Raw genomic sequence first — 20,072 nt, 5'->3', positions numbered from 1 at the left:
TCATGCACCGGCTTGCTTGCGCACCAGGACGAACTGCTGGCCGGTGGAGCTGGTGCAGTTGAGCTGTTGCATGGTCACCAGCGCGCAGTTCACGCTGGACGTCGTCTGGCGGATGATCGAGGTGACGGAAATCTCGATCGTGCGCTGGTCGGCATAGCGATACGAGCCGGTCGCGAGCTTGTTGCCTGTATCGACCGCGAGCGTTTCGAACGAGCCGCCGGTAAAGCGCGACATCGCCACGCCGTCCGTGGACAGCCATTCGCCCTCGACGCCGGAGGGGCGCGAGGCAGATGGCCCGGAACCTCCAGGGCCGGGGCCGGTTGCCTGACAACCGGCCAGCGCCAGAAGCGCGACAAGCGGTGTGGCCGATAAGAGCGTGCGCGCATTCGGCATCGGCGATTCTCCTGTAGTGAGTCCCCCTACATGGTTTGCATCGCGCGTTATCCGGGCGAATGCAAGACCTTGCACGTGGAGTTACCGCACCAGAATGTTGCGGAACTGCCAGGGATCCTTCTCGTCGATATCCTCCGGGAAAAGGCCGGGACGGTCGGCGAGCGGGGTCCAGTCGGTGTAGTAGCCCTTCACCGGCCCGAGGTAGGGCGTCTGGACCTCCAGGCAGCGCTGGAAATCCATCTCGTCAGCCTCGACGATGCCGGCATTCGGGTTCTCGAGCGCCCAGACCATGCCCGCGAGCACGGCCGAGGTGACCTGCAAACCGGTCGCGTTCTGGTTGGGGGCAAGCTTGCGCGCTTCCGCGAGCGAGAGCTGCGAGCCGCACCAGTAGGCGTTGAGGCTATGACCGTAGAGCAGCACGCCCAGTTCATCCACGCCGTCGACGAGTTCGTTCTCGTCCAGCACGTGATGGACGGGCTGCGCCTTGCCGGCCGCTCCGAACATCTCGTGCAGCGACAGCACGGCGTCGTTGCAGGGATGGTAGGCGTAGTGGCAGGTCGGCCGGTAGGTCACCTTGCCCTTCTTGTTGGTCACGGTGAAGAAATCGGCGATCGAGATCGCCTCGTTGTGGGTGACGAGAAAACCGTATTGCGGTCCCGGCGTCGGGCACCAGGTGCGCACGCGTGTGTTGGCGCCCGGTTGCTCCAGGAAGATCGCCGCCTTGGACCCGTGCTTCTGTTCGCGCGCGTTCTTCGGCATCCACTTCTCATGGGTTCCCCAGCCAAGCTCGGCCGGCTGCAGCCCCTCGGAGATGAACCCTTCGACCGACCACGTATTCCAGAACACGTTGAGAGGCTTGGGCCTCTTGGTGCGCTGCGTGTCGCGCTCGGCGATGTGGACGCCCTTGACGCCGACCTTCTTCATCAGCCTGGCCCAGCCTTCGCGATCCGAGGTCGCGGGCTGTTCGAAGTCGAGGCCGATGTCCTTGCCGAGATTGACCAGCGCCTGCTTGACGAACCACGACACCATGCCGGGATTGGCGCCGCAGGTCGAAACCGCCGTCGGACCGCCGGGTTGCTTGCGCTTCTCCTCCAGCAGCGTCTCGCGCAGCGCATAGTTGGTGCGGCTGGCATTGTCGGCTTCCGCGTCGAAGTAGAAGCCGAGCCAAGGCTCCACGACCGTGTCGATGTAGAGGACACCGAGCTTGCGGCACAGACGCATGAGGTCGACCGATCCGGTATCGACGGAGAGGTTGACGCAGAAGCCCTGGCCACCGCCCTTTGTCAGCAGCGGAGTCAACAGCTTCTTGTAGTTGTCCTTGGTGACGTGTTCGGTCACGACGGCGATGCCGCGCTCGTCGAGCAGCTTGCGGTTCTCCCCGGACGGGTCGACGACCGTCATGCGCGCCTTGTCGAACTTGAAATGGCGCTCGATCAACGGCAGCGTGCCCCGGCCGATCGATCCGAAGCCGATCATCACCACGGGCCCGCTGATTTCGCCGTAGATCGGCCAGTTCTTTTCCGCCATTCTTTAAAAACTCCTTCAATATCCGGCCTTTTTGAAAGGCCGCAGCCCGGTCAAACCATATTAGCCTGTCACAATAAAGCGGAAAGCGGTTTGCCAGAACAGGGTTACCCGGCGGCGACTTGTTTCAGATCCGCGATCAGGCGGTCGCGATCGGCGCCGAAACCCTTGTAGTCGACCTGTGCACTGTCGAGCGCCGCAAGCTGCGCGGCGAGGCCGGCCGCCAGACGGGTGCCGTCCGGGTGCGTCTTCAGCGCCGACATCGGGTCGAGGTCGATGCGGATCGTGAAGACGATGTCGCCTGAAACGGGCAGCTTGCGCAGCGTCTGGCGTTCGACCCGGATGAAGGCCGACGCGGCGCCGTCGGCGAAGCGCGGAGGTCTTGCCGCGGCGCGCTCGTCGCGCTGGACCGAGGAGAGCGGCTTGTAGAGCGCGCGGTCGGCCTGCAGCGACCAGTTCCAGCGGATCACGGGCTGGCCCGGCTGGAGATTGTCGAAGATGCGCTGGATCACGTCCGCCGTCCGCGTGCCTTCGCCGAAGCCGGGGACGGGCGTGTGGATCTGCTGCAGCGGCCGGCCGAATTTCTCCGACAGGGTCCAGGACGAAGGAAAGCACAGCGAGGCGGCGACGAGCCTCCAGCCATTGTCGTCCTTGCGCATCAGCACGAGGTCGTCCGCGACGAGACCGGCGGCGGCAAGCAGTGGCGCGCGGCCGGTGTCGGCCAGTTCCACCGTCCGGAAACCGTCGACCGAGATCGCGTTTCCGTCGCGCCGATACAGCGCGGGCTGGCATTCGAGGAGATGCGCCGCCAGCAGGTCGCGCAGTTCCCCCTGCGCTTCGCGCGTGCCGCGCTCCTCGACGAAGACGAGATCTGGAATCTCGCAGTTCAGGCGATCCTTCTCGGCGAGCATCGCTTCGAGGTTGTCGGCAGGCGCGATCCACTCGGCGGGATCGATCGGCTTCAAGCCGATGGTGAATGGGCGCGACGAGCCGTCATAGGGGGTGGGGGAAGTGAAGGCGGTCATGACGGTAAACGATCATCGAGGTCGGCCCGCCAGTTGCGATGTCCTTCGGCAACGAGCACGACCGTTACCGTGGAGGCTTCCTCGTTCACGATGTAAGCAACCACATAATTGCCGAACGAGAAGTAGCGTGCCCGGCCGATCCGCTTGCCGGCAGATGGCGTCAACGAAAGCAGTTCGACGATCCGAGACTCCAGACGGTCGACGAAGTTCAGCGCTGTCGCAGGGCTGTCCGCTGCTATGTAGAATAGGATTGAATCGACGTCGCTGTTGGCCTCCGTGGAGAATGAAACCTTGTAGGGCATCATTTCCCGGACTTGAGATACCGATCGCGGATCATCTGGCGCTTGCTTTCAAAGAAAGCCTTATCGGCCAGTATTGTCCGCTCGTTGCGGATGTCGTCCTCGGCGGACCTTATCCGGTCGCGCAGTTTTTCCCTGGCCGCGGCCCAGTCCGCCTCGTCTTCGCGCATCTTGGCTGCGATAGCGTCCTCGATCGCCTCGAGTTCATCGCGGTAGCGGCCGGAGCTCACCTGGTCGGCGATCCATTGTGCCTGCTGCTTCTTGAGGGGAATGTTCATCGCCCGGCTCCTTGGTCCGGAATCTAGCGCGAACGAGCGAAGCCGCCAAGCGGCTCATCCCATCGCTTCGAGCTCGTCGATCAGCCCGGCGATCACCGACAGGCCCTTGGCCCAGAACTGCGGGTCGGAGGCGTCGAGGCCGAAGGGCGCCAGGAGTTCCGAATGATGCTTGGTGCCGCCGGCCCGCAGCATGTCGAAATACTTCTCCTGGAAGCCGGATTCGGCGTTCTGGTAGACCGCGTAGAGCGAGTTCACCAGGCAGTCCCCGAACGCATAGGCGTAGACGTAGAAGGGCGAGTGGATGAAGTGGGGGATGTAGGTCCAGAACGTCTCGTAGCCTGGCTGCAGCGCGATCGCCGGGCCGAGGCTCTCCGACTGCACCTCCAGCCACAGCTCTCCGATCCGGTCGGAGGTCAGTTCGCCGTTGCGCCGCTCGGTGTGCACCTTGCGCTCGAACTCGTAGAAGGCGATCTGGCGCACGACCGTGTTGATCATGTCCTCGACCTTCTGCGCCAGCATCGCCTTGCGCTCGCGCGGCTCGCGGGTCTGGTCGAGCAGCGAGCGGAAGGTGAGCATCTCGCCGAAGACCGACGCTGTCTCCGCAAGCGTCAGCGGCGTCGACGCCATCAGCGCGCCCTGCGCGCCGGCAAGCACCTGATGCACGCCGTGGCCGAGCTCGTGCGCCAGCGTCATCACGTCGCGCGGCTTGCCCATGTAGTTGACGAGCACGTAGGGGTGGACCGACGGCACAGTGGGATGCGCGAAGGCGCCCGGCGCCTTGCCCGGGCGGACCGCGGCGTCGATCCAGCTCCGGTCGAAGAAGGCGCGGGCGATCTCGGCCATGTCGGGCGAGAAGAGCTGGTAAGCCGACAGCACCGTGTGCTTGGCCTCGTCCCAGCCGATCATCGCCTGCGGCGTGTCCGGCAGCGGCGCGTTGCGGTCCCAGTTGTTGAGCTTGTCGAGGCCCAGCCATCTCGCCTTCATCGCGTAGTAGCGATGCGAGAGGCTCGGATAGGCCTCGCGCACGGCGGTCGCGAGCGCGTCGACGACGCTGCGTTCGACGCGGTTGGCGAGATGGCGCGAATCCGCGATGTCCTCGAAGCCGCGCCAGCGGTCGGAGATTTCCTTGTCCTTCGCCAAGGTGTTCGTGATCAGCGTGAAGGTGCGCAGGTTGGCCTTGAACGTCGCTGCCAGCGCCTCCGACGCCTTGCGGCGAACCTCCTGATCCGCATCCTGAAGCTTGTTGAGCGTCGGCTCCAGCGTCAGTTGCTCGCCGTCGACCGTGAAGCGCAGGCTGGTCATCGTCTCGTCGAAGAGGCGGTTCCAGGCGCCGCGGCCGGTCACCGACTTCTCGTGAAACAGCTGCTCGACGCGATCCTCGAGCTGGTAGGGCTTTTCCTTTCGCAGATCGACGATCCACGGCCGGTAGCGCGCAAAGCCGGTATCGCGCTCGAACGCTCCTTGGATCGCCGCGTCGTCGATCGTGTTCAGTTCGAGAGCGAAGAAGAGCGTATGCGCGCTCGCATCCGTCATCCTCTCCTGGACGTCGCCGTAGAGCTTTGCCCGCTTCGGGTCGGACGTGTCGCCGGAATAGACGAGCCCCGCATAGGAGACGATGCGGCCGATCAACTCCTCCAGCGCCTCGTATTCCGCCATCGCCGCGCCGAGCCCGCCTTTTTCGGCTTCGTCGGCGAGCTTGCCCTTCCATCGGGTCTCGAACGCTGCCGATTCCGACAGGGCGCGGGCGATGTCGCCTGCGAGTTCCGGTCCGTCCATCGACGGATAGAGGTCGGACAGGTTCCATTCGGGCAGGGCGCCGGTCGTCGGCGCCTTTGCCGCGGCGCTTTGCGGCGCAAGATGGGTGCGGGCGATGAAGTCGTTCAGCATTCCGGATCCTGTCGAAGTGTACGGCATTCCTAAACCGGCCGTAAGCATTCGTATACCGGCTTTGTTGAGCCGTTGTTTAGGAGCCTGTGCCAAGTTGAGGCACCATGAATCAACTTACGTCCCCGAGAGCGCAGGAGACTGTCGCAGGCGGCGCCGTCCTCGTCATCGATGACGACCCGGTGCAGCGCCGTCTCGTCGACGCGGCGCTGACCAAGTTCGGCTATCGCACCATCCTCGCCGAAGGCGGGGAAGCGGGCATGGTCGCCTTCGACGGCCCAGGCGGTTCGGACATCGTCGCAGTCGTGCTCGACCTCGTCATGCCCGGCGTCGGCGGGCTCGACGTGCTGCGGCGGCTGCGTCAGCGCGGCATCGCGGCGCCGGTCATCGTCCAGACGTCGCAGGGCGGTATCGAGATCGGTTGTCGGCGCGATGCGCGAGGGCGCTTTCGACTTCGTGGTGAAGCCGGTCTCGCCGGAACGCCTTCGGACGGCGATCGCCAATGCGTTGAAGGTCGAGGCAATGGAAGGCGAGGCGCGCCAGACGCGGCGACGCCCCGCCGGAACGCTCACCTTCCGCGACATCGTCACCTCAAGTCCCGCGATGGATCGCGTGATGAGGCTCGGACAGAAGGCCGCCGCCTCCAACATCCCGATCCTGATCGAGGGCGAATCCGGCACCGGCAAGGAACTCGTCGCGCGCGCGATCCAGGGCACGAGCGAACGCAAGGGCAAGCCGTTCGTGACCGTGAACTGCGGCGCGATCCCGGAAAACCTGGTCGAGAGCATCCTGTTCGGACACGAGAAGGGCGCCTTCACCGGCGCGACCGAGAAGCATTCCGGCAAGTTCGTCGAGGCCAATGGCGGCACGCTTTTCCTCGACGAGATCGGCGACTTGCCGCTCGACGTGCAGGTAAAGCTGCTCAGGGCCGTGCAGGAGGGCGAGATCGAGACGGTCGGCGCACGCGGCACGCAGAAGGTCGACATTCGCCTGATCTCGGCGACGCATCGCGATTTGCTGCAGCGGGTCAAGGACGGGTTGTTCCGGGAGGACCTCTTCTACCGGCTGAACGTCTTCCCGATCTCCGTGCCGCCGCTGCGCGACCGCCGCGACGACATCCCGGCGCTGGTGTCGCATTTCATCCGCCAGATACAGGTGAAGGAGCATCGCGGCCGCGTGCACGGCATCATGCCGCAGGCGCTCGCCATGCTGATGGCCTATGACTGGCCGGGCAACATCCGCCAGCTGGAGAACGCGGTGTTCCGCGCCGTGGTGCTCGCCGACGGCGACATGCTGACGGTGGACGATTTCCCCCAGATCAGGCTCGAAGTCGACGGGGTCGACCTCGACGCCTATGCCGACGCACCCGCCGCCGCGGCGGCGGTCTCGATACCGGCGGAGCGGCCCGCTGCCCCGGGGGCTGCCGACCGGGCCTATTCAGGCCGTTTCGGCCTGGTGCGGGCGCTGGACGATGGCGGCAACGTGCGCACGCTGGCCGATGTCGAGCTGGAAATGATCCTGTTTGCGATCGAGCACTACAAAGGCCAGATGAGCGAGGTCGCACGCCGACTCGGCATCGGCCGCTCGACGCTCTACAGGAAGCTCAAGGAATACGGGATCGATCCGGACGAGGGGCGCCCGATGTCGGCGCAGGGCTGAATTTCCCCGCTATCCTCTCCCGAAAGGCCTTCATTTACCATGCCGGAAGGCCTCACGCGCTTGCCAACATGCTGCCATTGTGTCACCGCATTTGGGCTTCACTAAGCTGTGATTAACCATTAGGCACGATGATCGTAGGCGCATTTGCCTGCGAATCATCCCGCGGGGACCAACCATCAGCCGACAAGGCGAGACGTTTTGACCAGCATCGGACGACCCCAAAGTGGACGGGACGCGGGATCTGTTTCTTGGCAACACTGGTGTGCCAGCCTGTTGCTGGCGTTCGGTTGCATCCTCGGCGCGGGCTCTGCCGCGAGCGCCGAAACCCGCACTCTGAAGCTCTACTACATCCATACCGGCGAAAAGGCGGAGATCACGTTCAAGAAGAACGGCAAGTATCTTCCGTCCGGCCTGAAGCAGCTCAACAATTTCCTGCGTGACTGGCGGCGCAACGAGCCGACCAAGATGGACCCCCGGCTCTTCGACGTCGTGTGGCAGGTCTACAAGAATGTCGGCGCGAGCGGCTACATCCACGTCGTCTCGGCCTACCGTTCGCCGGCAACGAACTCCATGCTGCGCAAGCGCGGCCGCGGCGTTGCCGAAAAGAGCCAGCACATGCTCGGCAAGGCGATGGACTTCTTCATCCCCGGCGTAAAGCTGAAGGAACTGCGCTATGCGGGCCTACGCCTGCAGGGTGGCGGCGTCGGCTACTACCCGACTTCCGGCTCGCCCTTCGTCCATCTCGACGTCGGCAATGTCCGTCACTGGCCGAAGATGAACCGTACCGAGCTCGCTGCCGTGTTCCCGAAGGGCGGCACGATGCATGTGCCGACCGACGGCAAGCCGTTGCCGGGCTACGATCAGGCTGTGGCCGCCTATCAGAAGCGCAAGGGCACTGCGGTGGCCTATGCTAGCGCCGACGAGCCTGCGGGCAAGAAGCGCGGCTTCCTGGCGTCGCTGTTCGGCGGCGGCGCCGACGAGGAAGAGGAGACCGGCGGGGTCGACGATTCGGTGGCCAAGGCCCCGGTCGCGGTTGCCTCCGCACCGGCTGCTGCGCCGGCGGTGGAGGTCCCGGTCCAGGCCGCCCAGCCCGAGCCGGAGACGCCCGCGACGATCATCGCTGCGCTGCCGCTGCGCGACGTCCCGGCGCCTGTGTTCGCGCCGCGTCCGTCTGTGGATGTCGTTGCGGAGGTGGCTCCCGCGGTGGCGGCTGCCCAGGATCTGACCGTTGGCGAGGCCGCGCAGGCGGTGGCCGAGAACGTGCCGATTCCCATGCCTCGTCCTGCCTACACGGCGCCTGAGACGGCGGTTGCCGCTGCCGCGACGGCCACGCCGGCTGTGACGGCGATTGCCGGCAAGCCGACGGCGACCGCGGGTGAACTCGCCATCGAAACCGTCCTGGCGAGGGAAAACCGTCCGGCCGAGCTGAATGGAATTCCCGTCCCGCACACCCGTCCGGAGGCTCCGGTCGTGCTTGCCGCGCTCGTGCCGCAGACGCGTCCGACGGTAACGGACGCCGTCGAGCAGGGCGAAACGGGCGAGGTCGCCGCCGTCGGCGAGCGCCCTGCCAGCCCGCGCGACGCGCTGCGTGGCGGGGGCGATCCGGTCGTGGCGCTCAACGCTGGGCCTGCGACCACGCCGAAGTCCGCACGCCCCGTATCCACCGACAGCAAGCCGGACCCGAAGCCGGTCCAGGTTCCGATCAAGACCGGACTGGTCGACCGCACGCTTGCGCCTGCCCCGTCCGTCCTGAAGCCGGCACGGCCCGACGGCAAGGCATTCGCCGTCTCGTCGATCCGCCAGGCGCCGAGCGAGGTCTACACGGCCGGCTTCCAGCAGGTGGCGCGCGCGCCCGATCCGCAGCGCTTCACCGGCAAGGCGGTGACCTTTTTGTCGGTCGCCAAGTTCGACACCAACTGAGTCGTTCTTTCGCGGACGATATTTCCGGGGCCGTCAGGCCCCGGTTTCGTTTCGGCGTGCTATGATTATGTCAACGCGGCTTCGACAGCGTGGCCGCCTGCCGGGCCAGTTCCTCGATCTGCGCCCACTTGTCGTCGGCGACCAGTTCGTCCGGCGCCACCCAGGATCCGCCGACGCACAGCACGTTGGGCAGGCCGAGGTAGGTTGGCGCGTTCTTTTCCGTCACGCCACCGGTCGGGCAGAAGCGCACGCCTGCCAGCGGCGAGGACAGAGACTTCAGATAGGCCGCGCCACCGGCCTGTTCGGCCGGGAAGAACTTGAGCAGCGAATAGCCCGCCTCCAGCGCCGTCATGATCTCGCTCGACGTCACCGCCCCCGGCAGCAGCGGCACGCTGCTTTCGTCGGCGGCCGCCACGAGCTGCGGCGTGAGCCCCGGGCTCACGATGAACCGCGAGCCGGCTTCGACGGCGCCTTCGAAATGCTTGCGGTTGAGGATGGTGCCGGCGCCAATCACCGCCTCCTCGACCTCGTTCGACACCAACCTGATGGCATCGAGCGCGACGGGCGTGCGCAGCGTGATCTCGATCGCCTTCAACCCGCCCCGCGCCAGCGCCCGCGCCAGCGGAACGGCATCCGCCAGCCTGCCGATCTTGATGACGGGAATGACCGGCTGACCGGTCATGACGGGAAGAAGGAGGTCGGTCTTCTGAGCCATTCCAGGCGCATCCCCTGACACGATCGATGCTGCACCGCCTAACAGATGGCGGCCCCCAAGTCCATCAACCGCGCCAGAGACCGCGCAGCCAGACTGCGAACCAGGGCCAGAACGATCTGGCTGGCGATGGAGCGTCGGATATGCTCGCTAACGGAGCCTCGATCGAACTTCTTTTCAGCGCTTCCATCGTCTTCGGGCCTGCGACACCGTCGATGTCCAGGGACCGCGCTCGCTGAACGTCCCGCACCGCGGCTTCCGTCCTCGGGCCGAAGACGCCGTCCGAGGACACCCAATAGCCGGCGGACGCGAGAAGGTCCTGCAACTCCCGCACGGCCTTGCCCGTCGACCTGCGCCGCAGCGGGGGGTTGGTCAGCGACGGCGCTGCGATCTCCTCCGCATATTTCGCATAGGCCGCTGCAATCTTTCGGTCGTAGCCGTGGCGCCGGTAGTCGGGGCCGTTGTAGCCGCGGGCGAAGGCGGCCCAGTCGTGTCGGCGGACCGCGCCGGCAAGCCCGGCCTTCTCGATGTAACGCGCCATCAGCGCGACCTGCCCGCCGGCGCCGGCTCGCGCCTCGGCGACCAGTGCGTCGACGCTGGCATAGCCCAGCCATTCCCAATGCGCGCCCATCACCTGGCCGAGGCCCCAGGAGACGGATTCGTGCGCGGCCTTGTGGTCGATCGCGGCCGCCTTCGCGAGCATCCTCCAGCGTGCCGCCTGCGAGGCCGGGTTCTTCACCGCGCCCGCCTTTGGGTCCGCAAGACCTGCCGCGCGTGCGGCAGCGCGCTTGTCGGCGGGCAGACGGTGGTCGAAATAGTGCCCTTCGAAGCGGATCAGCGGCTCGCGCCGGCCGTCGACATTGGCGAAGGCCTTGCCGGCCGCTTCGACCTCCGCGATCGCCAGCAGTGCTGCCGGCTCCAGGCCGCTGCGTGTGGCGATCGTCTCGATCTCGCTTCGAATTTTCTTGCTGAACATGGTTGCCTCTCCCTTGCTGGTTCTCCGCAAGAATGAGGCAGCCCGGGAACGCGGGGATCGATTTTCCGGGGGCGGCGGGCGGGCAATGAGCTTCCGTGCCGGCAAAGGCTTGAAAATCCGAGCTTACTTGAAATCGCCTCATCGAGGGGGTAGGCGCAGCGGTCATGGATCGATCCACCCCCGACAGACCTTTCCGGGTCGCCGCGCTCTACAGGTTCGTGCCGATCGGGGACCCGGCCGCGCTGCGCGCCGATCTCGCGCCGTTCTGCTGCGGGCAGGGGATCAAGGGCACGTTGCTCATTGCGCGCGAGGGCATCAACGGAACGGTGGCGGGCAGCGACGAGGCGATCGAGGCTCTGGTCGAACGCCTTGCCGCGCATGGGCTCGCCGATCTTGAGCTCAAGTTCAGCCTCGCCTCGGAGATGCCGTTCCACCGGCTCAAGGTGCGGCTCAAGGCCGAGATCGTCACCATGGGCCGGCCCGAGATCGACCCGGCGCTGGCGGCAGGCACCTACGTTCCGGCGGGCGAGTGGAACGAACTGATCGGCGATCCGGACACGGTCGTCATCGACACACGCAACGACTACGAGGTGGCGATCGGCACCTTCCGCGGCGCGATCGACCCTGCGACGAAGTCGTTCCGCGAGTTCCCGGCCTGGGCGGACGCGAACCGCGGGCTGCTCGAAGGCCGCAAGGTGGCGATGTTCTGCACTGGCGGCATACGCTGCGAGAAGGCGACGGCCTATGTCCGCTCGCTCGGCATCGAGGACGTCTACCACCTCAAGGGCGGCATCCTGAAATATCTCGAGGAGGTGCCCGCCGCGGAGAGCCTGTGGGACGGCGAGTGCTTCGTCTTCGACGAGCGCGTGGCGGTGCGTCACGGCCTGCAGGAAGGGGAGGCGGAGCTGTGCCGTGCCTGCCGGATGCCGCTCACCGCCGCCGATCGCGCCTCGCCGCACTACCATCCCGGCGTGTCCTGCCCGCACTGCCACGAGGTGCGCAGCGACGCCGACCGGGACCGCTACGCCGAACGCCAGCGCCAGGTCGAGCTCGCCCGGCGGCGTGGCGAGGAACACATCGGCCGCCGCGGCTAGCAAGCCGCCTCATCGTCATTGCAATGTCGCCATCGCCTGCCTACCTCTGGCTCGGCGGAAGCGACCGGCCGTGTCAGGCCCCATCGAAGGAGAACGTATGTTCGATCCCAAGAAACTCCTTGACGATCTTCTCGGAACCCAGATCCCCGGCGGCCAGGGAACCGTCCGCGACAAGGCGGGCCAGGCCGTCCAGCTCGCCAAGGACAATCCGATCGCCACCGGTGCGATCGCTGCGATCCTTCTGGGCACCGGAACAGGCCGCGCCGTCACCGGATAGGCGCTGAAGGCGGGCGGCCTCGCGGCCATCGCGGGCCTCGCCTACAAGGCCTATCAGAACTACCAGAACGGCAACCAGCCTGCCGAGGCTGCCAAGCAAGGGCCGGAACTGCTTCCGCCGCCCTCCGACACCAGCTTCCATCCGTCCCAGGCGCCGCAGGGCGAAGCGGAGTTCACGCTGACCCTGGTGCGGGCGATGATCCTGGCGGCACGCGCCGACGGGCATATCGATGACGAAGAGCGGGCGAAGATCGCCGACAGGCTGAAGCTCTCCGGCATCGGCGAGGAGGCCGAGCAGTTCCTCACCGCCGAACTGGAGCGCCCGTTCAATCTCGACGAGCTGGTCGCCGCCGCGCAGACCGATGCGCAGAAGGTGGAGCTCTACACTGCCTCGCGCCTTGCCATCGAGCCCGAGACCCGCGCCGAGCGCGGCTATCTCGACATGCTCGCCGGCCGGCTCAAGCTGCCCGACGCGCTGGTCGACCATGTCGAGGCGACAGTGTCGGCAGCGAAGGTCCCGGCTTGATCGACCCTGCGAGGGCGGCGGATCAGTCGCCGCCCACCGGCCCGTCCGGCACGGACCGGCTGATGATGTCGGCGTAGAGCCGCTCGGGCGCGCTGTCCGAAATCTCGGCCATGAACTTGATCCGGTCCGAGAGGAGCAGGTCCGCCAGCCCGTGCGCCGTCGCCCAGGCGGCGGCGACGTCGCGCATCGCCGACTTGTCGCTGCGCGGATCGACGCCGCGCAGATCGCCGACGCTCTCCACCAGAAGATTGAAGGCATCCCTGGCCTGCGTCATCAGGCTGGCCGTCTCGAAATCCGGGCGGAAGGACGAGAACATCAAACGGAACAGCGCCGGGTTCTCCCGCGCGAAGTCGATATAGCCCAGGCCCACGCCCACCAGCCGCGCGCGGGGCGTGTCCTCGGCCGCGTCGCGGCGGGCGTGCATCGCCCGCACGAACCGCCCGAACCCGACTGCCGCCAGCTCCGTCAGTAGCGCGTTCGCATCGCGAAAATGGTGCTTCGGCGCGGCATGCGACACGCCCGCACGCTTGGCACAGCCGCGCAGCGTGAAGCCTTCCATGCCCTTTTCCGTCAGTTCGGCCTCGGCCGCACGCAGCAGTGCGTCGCGCAGGTCGCCGTGATGGTGCGGTGCCTTGTGGTGCTCTTCCTCCCGCGGCACCCGGTCAATTCCGTCTTCCAAATCGCGATTCCTCTCCGTTCGTCGGCTGCACTCTAGGCCGCAGGCTTGGCCCTCGCAATCTTGACACCGTCAAAAATAAATCTTGACGGTGTCAAGAAATTGCTCCAGCTTTGATTTTGACAACGTCAAGAGAGGGAGAACGGTATGGAACCCGATTTCGTTTTCACGGTCGCCAACATGGTGGCGGTCGTCGGCTGGATCGCTCTGCTGGCGAGCCCGTTCATTCCCCGAGCCTCGGACATGATCGCCGCCGTGGCAGTGCCGCTTCTGCTGTCAGTCGCCTATACGGGACTGGTGCTGGCCCTCTGGAGCGGCGGGCAGGGCGGCTTCGACAGTCTTGCCAATGTGGAACTGCTGTTCGAGACGCGCGAACTCCTCCTTGCCGGCTGGCTGCACTTCCTCGCCTTCGACCTCTTCGTCGGTGCTTGGCTTGTCCGCACCGCCCGCGCCGAGGGGATCGGCTTCATCCTCGTCGTGCCATGCCTCGTGCTGACCTTCTTGTTCGGGCCGGCCGGTTTCCTGCTGTTTTCAGCCGTTCGTGCCGCGCGGTTGCGCAGCCCGGCCGGGCAACCGGCCTGAGCCACTGTCGGAGAAGAACCATGTCCGCCATCGCCTTGATCGACCGTCCGGCCAGGCCCGGAAACCTGTTCGCCGCGCTCGCCGCCTTCCGGGCGGGCGAGCCCCGCCTTTTCGACCTCGGCGTGTTGATGCTCGCCGCGATGGCGCCCACCGCCTTCGCCGCCCTGGTCGATCAGCGCGAGTTCCTCGGCATCAATGTCTGGGACAAGCCGCTCAAGTTCGAATTCGCGCTTGCCGTCTATCTGCTCACGCTCGTCCTGTTCGCGCGTCTTCTGCCGGCCGGCACGAGACGCATGCGCTGGTATCGCACCTATGTGACCGCCGTGATCGGGGCCATCGTGCTCGAGATCGCCTGGGTCGGCGGCGCGGCGGCCCTGGGCACCGCCTCGCATTTCAACACGACGACGGCCGGAATGGTGCTCTATTCGATCATGGGGCCGCTGGCGGTGCTGTTGACCTCCATCACCGCCGTCTATGCCTGGCAGATCGCGCGCAATCCTGCGACGGGCCTTTCTCCGGCGGTGAAGGAGGGCGTCGTGCTCGGTCTCGCACTTACCTTGCCGCTGACGCTCGTCACCGCGGGCACGATGGCCTCGATGGGCGGGCATTGGGTCGGCGGCGGCACGAGCGACGCGGGTGGTCTGGCGCTGATGGGATGGTCGCGTGATGGTGGCGACCTGCGCATCGCCCACTTCTTCGCGACCCACGCGATGCACGCCATTCCCGCGTTCGCGCTGGTGTCCGCCTCGCTCCTCGGCCGAGACGACCGGCGGCCGGCACGGATCTTCGCGGTCCTGTTCACCGCCTTCGTCGCCTACACCTTCGTGGAGGCACTGCTGGGGCGGCCATTCCTGCCATTCCTCGGCTGAGCCGAACGTTAACCCTTGGTTAAGATTCGTATCGTAATTTTAACCATCGGATTTGCTCTCATCCTCCCAAGCAGATCCAGTCACTGGGCGGCCACCAATGGCCGCCTTTTTTTGCCGACGTCGGGCCGCTTGCCTCCCACACCCGCTTCTGCAAGGTTCGCCGCGCCAACACGCGGAGGATTTCATGGCCAAGGGAGTAGCGCTCGTCACCGGGGCCGGAACCGGCATAGGCGCGGCGGTCGCCGCTGCGTTCCTGAAGGACGGATGGGACACCGTTCTCGCCGGCCGCCGCAAGGAGAAGCTGGACGAGACGGTTGCGCGCGTGGGAACGGTGCCGGGCAGGGCGCTCGCGGTCGCCTGCGACGTGACGAAGCCTGCCGAGGTCGATGCGCTCTTCGCTGCGATCAAGTCCGAGTTCGGACGGCTGGACCTGCTCTTCAACAATGCCGGCATGGGCTCGAAGGGCGCGCCGATCGACGAGATCCCGGTCGAGACCTGGCTGGACGTGGTGAACGTCAATCTCACCGGTTCGTTCCTGTGCGCGCGGGCGGCCTTCGGCATGATGCGGCACCAGACGCCGATGGGCGGACGCATCATTAACAACGGCTCGATCTCGGCCTACGCGCCACGTCCGGGCTCCGTGCCCTACACTGCGACGAAGCATGCGATCACGGGGCTGACCAAGACGATCGCGCTCGACGGCCGGCCGTTCGACATCGCCTGCGGCCAGATCGACGTCGGCAACGCGCTGACCGAGATGGCGGTGCCCATGACCAAGGGCGTGCCGCAGGCCAACGGCGAGATCGCCGTCGAAGCGACGATGGACCCGCAGCACGTCGCGGACGCCGTCCTGCACATGGCCAGCCTGCCGCTTGCCTCCAACGTGCTGTTCATGACGGTGATGGCGACCAAGATGCCGTTCGTGGGGCGCGGGTAAGTCCGGTTCGCACTTGAGTCGGGCTATATATCTGACTAAAGTCAACTAATGTATCGGACGGAGATCGATCAGGTCAGGCGGTTCAACCGCGCCTTCACGAAGCGCATCGGCGTGCTCGAAGAGAGCTATCTTGCGCGCGGTCGCCCGCTCGGCGAGGCGCGGGTCTTGTTCGAGATCGGACTTTCCGGCGGGATCGGCCTGCAGCCGCTGCGCCAGCGGCTCGGTCTCGACTCGGGCTATCTCAGCAGGCTCATTCGATCGCTGGAAACACAGGGAATGGTCGAGCTCGTCAGGGATGAACGGGACGCTCGTGCGCGGCAGGCACGGCTGACGACGAAAGGTCAGGTCGAGTTCGAAGCTTACGATCGTCTGTCCGACGTTGCGGCGCAGCGGCTTCTGGGGTCGCTGCGCGAGCCGGACCGCAAACTGGTCGTGAAGGCGATGGCGCAGATCGAACATCTGCTGCGCGCGGCTTCTGTGGCGGTGGCGCTGGAGCCGGCGGACAGTCCGGATGCCCGGTCCTGTCTGGAGCAGTATTATGCCGAGCTCGCCCGCCGCTTTCCGTCCGGCTTCGACCCGCTCGCGGGCAACAATTTCGATCCGGCCGAAATGACGCCGCCGAAAGGCTGGTTCGTCGTTGCGCGTCTCGATGGCGAGCCGGTCGGATGCGGTGCATTGAAGACGCTGGACGACGGGATCGGCGAGGTCAAGCGCGTCTGGACGTCACCCTCCGCCCGCGGTCTCGGCGTCGCGAGCCGGATCATGGAACGGTTGGAAGCGCTCGCGTCGGAGGCGGGGTTCGATCTGCTGCGGCTCGACACGAACGGGACCTTGAAGGAAGCGCAGGCGATGTATGCCAAGCGGGGATACCGCGCGATCCCGCGCTACAACGACAATCCCTATGCGGAACACTGGTTCGAGAAAGAGCTATGAGTCGAGACGCTCTGCGATCCAGAGCTTGACCAGCGCCTGCCGTGTGACGCCAAGCCTGCGGGCTTCTTGATCCAGACCCTGTACGACCCATGCGGGAAAGTCGATGTTTACGCGCCGACTCTCGACGTTCGGACGCCGCGCCTTCGACCAGTCCACAAGCTCAGCGACATCCTCGCCGGCATCGAAACGGCTCTCGAATTCACTCGCCTTCATAGTATTCAACTTCCTGCTCCCGGGACCTGCGCACCGAAATCAGCCTGATTCGGCCTTCGCGCAGTGCATAGACGGCCGACCAATGCTTCAGGCCGATACGACCGACCGCAAGAAAACGCTGCTCGTCTTCCGAACGCGCTGGCGCCAAGATCAAAAGCGGATCGTTCCAGAGTGCTTGCGCCTCGATAAAATCGATGCCGTGCTTGCTCTTGTTCGCAGCGCTCTTTTCCGCGTCGAATTCGAAGCTCATAGCACAATATGGTATAGAAACTATACCTTTTCAACACCTGTCGCCAGGAACCCCTCGATCCGCTCCAGCGCCCTCAAGATGTTCTCCTCCGAGTTCGCGTAGGACAGCCGCATGTAGCCTTCGCCGAGCACGCCGAAGTCCGGTCCGCCGATCAGCGCCACGCCGGTTTCCTCAAGCAGGGCGGAGGCGAGCTTCTTGGCTTTCCAGCCGGTCCCGGAGATGTTCGGGAAGGCATAGAACGCGCCCTTTGGCGTGATGCAGGAGATGCCGGGCAGCCCGTTCAATCCCTCCACGACGACCTTCCGGCGCCGGTCGAAGGCGCGCATCATCTTGTCGACGTCGTCCTGCGGGCCGTCGATCGCGGCGATGCCGGCATATTGCGACGGGGCGTTGACGCAGGACCAGCAATTGACCGCGAGCTTGCGCACGAGGTTGTAGAGCTTGTCCGGCCAGATCGACCAGCCCATGCGCCAGCCGGTCATCGCCCAGGTCTTGGACCAGCCGTTGAGGACGATCAGCCGGTCGCGGATCGAGGGGAAGGTCAGCAGCGAAGTGTGCACCTCGCCGTCATAGGTCATCACGTCGTAAATCTCGTCGGAAAGGATCGCGACGTCGGGATGTTTCTCTAGCCCCTTCACCAGCTTCTCGATCTCGGCCTTCGGCGTGACGCCGCCGGTCGGGTTGGCGGGCGAATTGAGGATGATCAGCCGCGTCTTCGGCGTCATCAGCGCCAGTGTCTCCTCGGCCGAGAAGGCGAAGCCGTTCTCCTCGCGAACCGGGATCGGCACGGGCGTCGCCCCGGTGAACTCGATCATCGAGCGGTAGATCGGGAAGCCGGGGTCCGGATACATGATCTCGGCGCCCGGTTCGCCGAACATGATGATCGCCGCATACATGGTCGGCTTGCCGCCGGGCAGGATCATCACGTTCTCCGGCGACACCTCGACGCCTGTCGTCGCCAGCGTGCGGCGCACCACCGCCTCGCGGCAGGCGAGCAGACCCGTGGCAGGCGTGTAGCCGTGATGGCCGTCGCGCAACGCCTTGATGGCTGCTTCGACGATGTGCTCGGGCGTGCGGAAGTCGGGCTGGCCGATGCCGAGATTGATGACGTCCTTGCCGGACTGCGCAAGCGCGGTCGCGCGGGCGAGCACGGCGAAGGCATTTTCCTCGCCGATGCGGTCGAAGGCGGCAATGGTATGGAGGGTCATGGGCTTTCGTGTTCCGACTGGAATTGGCAACTGGCTCAATCCATTGAGCCAGAATTCTGACCTAGTATGGAAGTCAAATCGGCGCGAAGCATATTCCGGCGCGCGCCTTCAAGGGAAGACCCATGGAAGATCTCTCGAACTGGACTCCGCGGCCGCGTCCGCAGCGCATCGTGCTGGAGGGGCGGTATGTCCGGCTGGAACCGCTGAGCGCGGCGAAGCATGGCGACGGGCTCTACAGGGCCGCGACCGAGGGCGAATCGGATGCCCGCTTTCGCTGGCTGTTCGAGACGACACCGCCGGACAGGGCGACCTTCGATGCCTGGCTCGCCAAAGTCGAGGCGAGCGAGGACCCGCTGTTCTTCGCCGTCATCGACAAGGCGACCGGCGAGGCGGTGGGCCGGCAGACCCTGATGCGGATCGACCCGACCTATGGCGTGATCGAAATCGGCAACATCCACTGGGGGCCGAAGATGCAGCGCTCGCGGCTGTCGACCGAGGCGCAATATCTCTTCGCGAAATATGTCTTCGACGACCTCGGCTACCGCCGTTACGAGTGGAAATGCAACAACCGCAACGAGCCGTCGAAGCGGGCGGCCGAGCGGTTCGGCTTCTCGTTCGAGGGCATTTTCCGCCAGCACCTGGTCGTCAAGGGCGAGAACCGCGACACTGCCTGGTATTCGATCATCGACAAGGAATGGCCTGCGCTGAAGCGCGCCTACGAGGCCTGGCTCGATCCGGCGAACTTCGATGCCGCCGGCAAGCAGAAGCGCCGGCTGGAGGATCTGCGGCCGCTCCAGGTGGAATAGCATAACGTCGCCGTCCGGGTGTAAGCCGTCCGCGAACAGACGGAGCTTTGGACCATGGCAGGCAACCATTCGCACGACCACCACGATCATCATGACCATGCTCATGGGCATGAAGGCCATTCGCATGGCGGACATTCCCACAATCATGCCGAAGGCGCGGACAAGACACGGGTTCTTATCGCGGCGCTGCTCACCGGCGGCTTCATGGTCGCCGAGGCCGTTGGCGGCCTCGTGACGGGATCGCTGGCGCTGCTGGCGGACGCCGGCCATATGCTTACCGACTCGGTGTCCCTCGTGCTTGCCTGGTATGCGTTCAGCTTGGCTGGCAGGGCGGCCACCGCGCGCATGACCTATGGCTTCGATCGCGTGAAGACGCTCGTCGCATATACCAATGGCCTCACCATCTTCGCGATCGGCATCTGGATCTGCTGGGAGGCGGTGGAGCGCTTCGCGGTGCCGCAGCCGGTCCTCGGCTGGCCGATGCTGGCGGTGGCGCTCGTGGGCCTTGGCATCAACATTGCCGCCTTCTTCGTTCTCCACGGCGGCGACCGCGAGAACCTCAACATGCGCGGGGCGATGCTCCATGTGATGGGCGATCTGCTCGGCTCGGTCGCGGCGCTTGCCGCCGCGCTGATCATTATCTGGACGGGATGGTACCCCCATCGATCCGATCCTGTCGGCGCTCGTTGCCGTTATCCTGTTCCGCAGCGCGTGGTCGCTGATGAAGGAAGCGGGCACCGTGCTGCTGGAAGGTGTGCCGTCTCGCATCGACCGCGATGCCGTGGCCAAGGACATCGAGAGCGGCGTGAAGGATGTGCGGGAAGTGCACCATATGCATGTCTGGTCGATGGACGGATCGCGCAACATCGCGACCCTGCACGCCTGCCTCAATGACGGCGCGGACGCGTTCGGCGCGGTGACGGCGATCAAGCAGCGGCTTGCATCGCGCCACGGCATCGGCCATGCCACTATCGAGGTGGAGTATGGCGCCTGCGCCGACGGAAGTGCGGCGCACCGGCACTGACGGGAGGA

The 20,072-nt window shown here is 65.7% G+C and carries 21 protein-coding genes and 2 pseudogenes; 11 read left to right on the top strand and 12 right to left on the bottom strand.

Translation table 11 applies throughout. The features are described 5' to 3' along the window. The 6 genes from LRS09_RS03780 to LRS09_RS03755 form a co-directional block, all read right to left on the bottom strand. Window positions 1-393 (bottom strand): hypothetical protein, encoded by a 393-nt coding sequence (locus tag LRS09_RS03780; protein ID WP_257804348.1) that lies wholly within the window; start codon window positions 391-393, stop codon window positions 1-3. A gap of 81 nt (window positions 394-474) precedes the next feature. Beyond that, a complete protein-coding gene (locus tag LRS09_RS03775; RefSeq protein WP_257804347.1) occupies window positions 475-1,920 on the bottom strand; it encodes a homospermidine synthase in 1,446 nt (481 codons plus the stop codon). Window positions 1,921-2,024: 104 nt separating this feature from the next. After that, a complete protein-coding gene (locus tag LRS09_RS03770) occupies window positions 2,025-2,942 on the bottom strand; it encodes a DUF3445 domain-containing protein (protein ID WP_257804345.1) in 918 nt (305 codons plus the stop codon). Then, window positions 2,939-3,244, bottom strand: coding sequence for a type II toxin-antitoxin system RelE/ParE family toxin (locus LRS09_RS03765; protein ID WP_257804344.1), 306 nt, complete (start codon window positions 3,242-3,244; stop codon window positions 2,939-2,941). The genes LRS09_RS03770 and LRS09_RS03765 overlap by 4 nt, the downstream gene beginning before the upstream one ends. After that, the gene (locus LRS09_RS03760) at window positions 3,244-3,519 is read right to left on the bottom strand and encodes a hypothetical protein (protein WP_257804343.1); all 276 of its coding nucleotides are present in this window, start codon (window positions 3,517-3,519) and stop codon (window positions 3,244-3,246) included. Before LRS09_RS03760 ends, LRS09_RS03765 begins: the two co-directional genes overlap by 1 nt. Before the next feature lie 54 nt (window positions 3,520-3,573). Continuing rightward, a complete protein-coding gene (locus LRS09_RS03755) occupies window positions 3,574-5,406 on the bottom strand; it encodes a M3 family oligoendopeptidase (RefSeq protein ID WP_257804342.1) in 1,833 nt (610 codons plus the stop codon). A 104-nt stretch (window positions 5,407-5,510) separates the two neighbouring features. On the opposite strand from LRS09_RS03755, the pseudogene LRS09_RS03750 reads away from it, so the two are divergent. Further along, window positions 5,511-7,062 (top strand): annotated as a pseudogene (locus tag LRS09_RS03750) (sigma-54-dependent transcriptional regulator). A 273-nt stretch (window positions 7,063-7,335) separates the two neighbouring features. Beyond that, window positions 7,336-8,982 (top strand): DUF882 domain-containing protein, encoded by a 1,647-nt coding sequence (locus LRS09_RS03745; protein WP_257804341.1) that lies wholly within the window; start codon window positions 7,336-7,338, stop codon window positions 8,980-8,982. A 70-nt stretch (window positions 8,983-9,052) separates the two neighbouring features. On the opposite strand, the gene LRS09_RS03740 is transcribed toward LRS09_RS03745, so the two are convergent. Together LRS09_RS03740 and LRS09_RS03735 are read right to left on the bottom strand one after the other, a co-directional pair. Beyond that, complete coding sequence (locus LRS09_RS03740; RefSeq protein WP_257804340.1) at window positions 9,053-9,697, bottom strand: 2-dehydro-3-deoxy-phosphogluconate aldolase; 645 nt, start codon at window positions 9,695-9,697, stop codon at window positions 9,053-9,055. Window positions 9,698-9,761: 64 nt separating this feature from the next. Continuing rightward, window positions 9,762-10,670: an N-acetylmuramidase domain-containing protein gene (locus LRS09_RS03735; protein ID WP_257804339.1), complete on the bottom strand. Its 909-nt coding sequence runs from the start codon at window positions 10,668-10,670 to the stop codon at window positions 9,762-9,764. Window positions 10,671-10,834: 164 nt separating this feature from the next. Here LRS09_RS03735 and LRS09_RS03730 point away from each other — a divergent pair, with 164 nt between their 5' ends. Continuing rightward, a complete protein-coding gene (locus LRS09_RS03730; RefSeq protein ID WP_257804338.1) occupies window positions 10,835-11,764 on the top strand; it encodes a rhodanese-related sulfurtransferase in 930 nt (309 codons plus the stop codon). Window positions 11,765-11,861: 97 nt separating this feature from the next. After that, window positions 11,862-12,566, top strand: a pseudogene (locus tag LRS09_RS03725) (tellurite resistance TerB family protein). A gap of 22 nt (window positions 12,567-12,588) precedes the next feature. On the opposite strand, the gene LRS09_RS03720 reads toward LRS09_RS03725, so the two are convergent. Then, window positions 12,589-13,245 carry a TetR/AcrR family transcriptional regulator gene (locus tag LRS09_RS03720; RefSeq protein ID WP_257804337.1) on the bottom strand — a complete coding sequence of 219 codons (657 nt, stop codon included), beginning with the start codon at window positions 13,243-13,245 and terminating at the stop codon, window positions 12,589-12,591. A gap of 144 nt (window positions 13,246-13,389) precedes the next feature. Between LRS09_RS03720 and LRS09_RS03715 the strand changes: the two genes are divergently transcribed. The 4 genes from LRS09_RS03715 to LRS09_RS03700 all read left to right on the top strand — a co-directional run bounded on the left by LRS09_RS03715 (window position 13,390) and on the right by LRS09_RS03700 (window position 16,563). Continuing rightward, window positions 13,390-13,824, top strand: a complete 435-nt coding sequence (locus LRS09_RS03715) for an ABA4-like family protein (RefSeq protein WP_257804335.1) — start codon at window positions 13,390-13,392, stop codon at window positions 13,822-13,824. 20 nt (window positions 13,825-13,844) lie between these two features. Further along, a complete protein-coding gene (locus LRS09_RS03710; RefSeq protein WP_257804334.1) occupies window positions 13,845-14,693 on the top strand; it encodes a hypothetical protein in 849 nt (282 codons plus the stop codon). 184 nt (window positions 14,694-14,877) lie between these two features. Next, a complete protein-coding gene (locus tag LRS09_RS03705; protein WP_257804333.1) occupies window positions 14,878-15,630 on the top strand; it encodes an SDR family oxidoreductase in 753 nt (250 codons plus the stop codon). A gap of 48 nt (window positions 15,631-15,678) precedes the next feature. Next, window positions 15,679-16,563 carry a helix-turn-helix domain-containing GNAT family N-acetyltransferase gene (locus LRS09_RS03700; protein WP_257804332.1) on the top strand — a complete coding sequence of 295 codons (885 nt, stop codon included), beginning with the start codon at window positions 15,679-15,681 and terminating at the stop codon, window positions 16,561-16,563. On the opposite strand, the gene brnA is transcribed toward LRS09_RS03700, so the two are convergent. The 3 genes from brnA to LRS09_RS03685 are packed head-to-tail and all read right to left on the bottom strand — an operon-like array spanning window position 16,558 to window position 18,234. Next, the gene (brnA, locus tag LRS09_RS03695) at window positions 16,558-16,776 is read right to left on the bottom strand and encodes a type II toxin-antitoxin system BrnA family antitoxin (protein ID WP_257804331.1); all 219 of its coding nucleotides are present in this window, start codon (window positions 16,774-16,776) and stop codon (window positions 16,558-16,560) included. The two genes, LRS09_RS03700 and brnA, sit on opposite strands and share 6 nt — an antisense overlap. Further along, window positions 16,763-17,026, bottom strand: a complete 264-nt coding sequence (locus LRS09_RS03690) for a BrnT family toxin (protein WP_257804330.1) — start codon at window positions 17,024-17,026, stop codon at window positions 16,763-16,765. Before LRS09_RS03690 ends, brnA begins: the two co-directional genes overlap by 14 nt. Window positions 17,027-17,046: 20 nt before the next feature. Next, window positions 17,047-18,234: a pyridoxal phosphate-dependent aminotransferase gene (locus LRS09_RS03685; protein ID WP_257804329.1), complete on the bottom strand. Its 1,188-nt coding sequence runs from the start codon at window positions 18,232-18,234 to the stop codon at window positions 17,047-17,049. Window positions 18,235-18,356: 122 nt separating this feature from the next. Between LRS09_RS03685 and LRS09_RS03680 the strand changes: the two genes are divergently transcribed. Genes LRS09_RS03680 through LRS09_RS29950 form a run of 3 tightly spaced genes read left to right on the top strand, consistent with a single transcriptional unit; the run spans window position 18,357 to window position 20,064 of the window. Beyond that, entirely contained in the window at window positions 18,357-19,040 is a 684-nt protein-coding gene (locus LRS09_RS03680) for a GNAT family N-acetyltransferase (RefSeq protein ID WP_257804328.1), read from the top strand. A 54-nt stretch (window positions 19,041-19,094) separates the two neighbouring features. Continuing rightward, on the top strand, window positions 19,095-19,934 hold the full coding sequence (locus tag LRS09_RS03675) for a cation diffusion facilitator family transporter (protein ID WP_308240275.1): 840 nt from the start codon (window positions 19,095-19,097) through the stop codon (window positions 19,932-19,934). Continuing rightward, window positions 19,888-20,064 (top strand): hypothetical protein, encoded by a 177-nt coding sequence (locus tag LRS09_RS29950; RefSeq protein ID WP_308240274.1) that lies wholly within the window; start codon window positions 19,888-19,890, stop codon window positions 20,062-20,064. The genes LRS09_RS03675 and LRS09_RS29950 overlap by 47 nt, the downstream gene beginning before the upstream one ends. Window positions 20,065-20,072 lie beyond the last annotated feature (8 nt).

The organism is Mesorhizobium sp. J428, assembly GCF_024699925.1.
Classification (GTDB): Bacteria; Pseudomonadota; Alphaproteobacteria; order Rhizobiales; family Rhizobiaceae; genus Mesorhizobium_A.
Note: the sequence above shows the minus strand (reverse complement) of the source record. Positions and strands in the feature narration are given on the sequence as shown.

Coding starts and splice junctions, on each gene's coding strand:
- LRS09_RS03780 (WP_257804348.1), bottom strand. CDS start 393: ATGCCGAATGCGCGCACGCTCTTATCGGCCACACCGCTTGTCGCGCTT.
- LRS09_RS03775 (WP_257804347.1), bottom strand. CDS start 1,920: ATGGCGGAAAAGAACTGGCCGATCTACGGCGAAATCAGCGGGCCCGTG.
- LRS09_RS03770 (WP_257804345.1), bottom strand. CDS start 2,942: ATGACCGCCTTCACTTCCCCCACCCCCTATGACGGCTCGTCGCGCCCA.
- LRS09_RS03765 (WP_257804344.1), bottom strand. CDS start 3,244: ATGCCCTACAAGGTTTCATTCTCCACGGAGGCCAACAGCGACGTCGAT.
- LRS09_RS03760 (WP_257804343.1), bottom strand. CDS start 3,519: ATGAACATTCCCCTCAAGAAGCAGCAGGCACAATGGATCGCCGACCAG.
- LRS09_RS03755 (WP_257804342.1), bottom strand. CDS start 5,406: ATGCTGAACGACTTCATCGCCCGCACCCATCTTGCGCCGCAAAGCGCC.
- LRS09_RS03740 (WP_257804340.1), bottom strand. CDS start 9,697: ATGGCTCAGAAGACCGACCTCCTTCTTCCCGTCATGACCGGTCAGCCG.
- LRS09_RS03735 (WP_257804339.1), bottom strand. CDS start 10,670: ATGTTCAGCAAGAAAATTCGAAGCGAGATCGAGACGATCGCCACACGC.
- LRS09_RS03730 (WP_257804338.1), top strand. CDS start 10,835: ATGGATCGATCCACCCCCGACAGACCTTTCCGGGTCGCCGCGCTCTAC.
- LRS09_RS03715 (WP_257804335.1), top strand. CDS start 13,390: ATGGAACCCGATTTCGTTTTCACGGTCGCCAACATGGTGGCGGTCGTC.
- LRS09_RS03710 (WP_257804334.1), top strand. CDS start 13,845: ATGTCCGCCATCGCCTTGATCGACCGTCCGGCCAGGCCCGGAAACCTG.
- LRS09_RS03705 (WP_257804333.1), top strand. CDS start 14,878: ATGGCCAAGGGAGTAGCGCTCGTCACCGGGGCCGGAACCGGCATAGGC.
- LRS09_RS03700 (WP_257804332.1), top strand. CDS start 15,679: ATGTATCGGACGGAGATCGATCAGGTCAGGCGGTTCAACCGCGCCTTC.
- brnA (WP_257804331.1), bottom strand. CDS start 16,776: ATGAAGGCGAGTGAATTCGAGAGCCGTTTCGATGCCGGCGAGGATGTC.
- LRS09_RS03690 (WP_257804330.1), bottom strand. CDS start 17,026: ATGAGCTTCGAATTCGACGCGGAAAAGAGCGCTGCGAACAAGAGCAAG.
- LRS09_RS03685 (WP_257804329.1), bottom strand. CDS start 18,234: ATGACCCTCCATACCATTGCCGCCTTCGACCGCATCGGCGAGGAAAAT.
- LRS09_RS03680 (WP_257804328.1), top strand. CDS start 18,357: ATGGAAGATCTCTCGAACTGGACTCCGCGGCCGCGTCCGCAGCGCATC.
- LRS09_RS03675 (WP_308240275.1), top strand. CDS start 19,095: ATGGCAGGCAACCATTCGCACGACCACCACGATCATCATGACCATGCT.
- LRS09_RS29950 (WP_308240274.1), top strand. CDS start 19,888: ATGGACGGATCGCGCAACATCGCGACCCTGCACGCCTGCCTCAATGAC.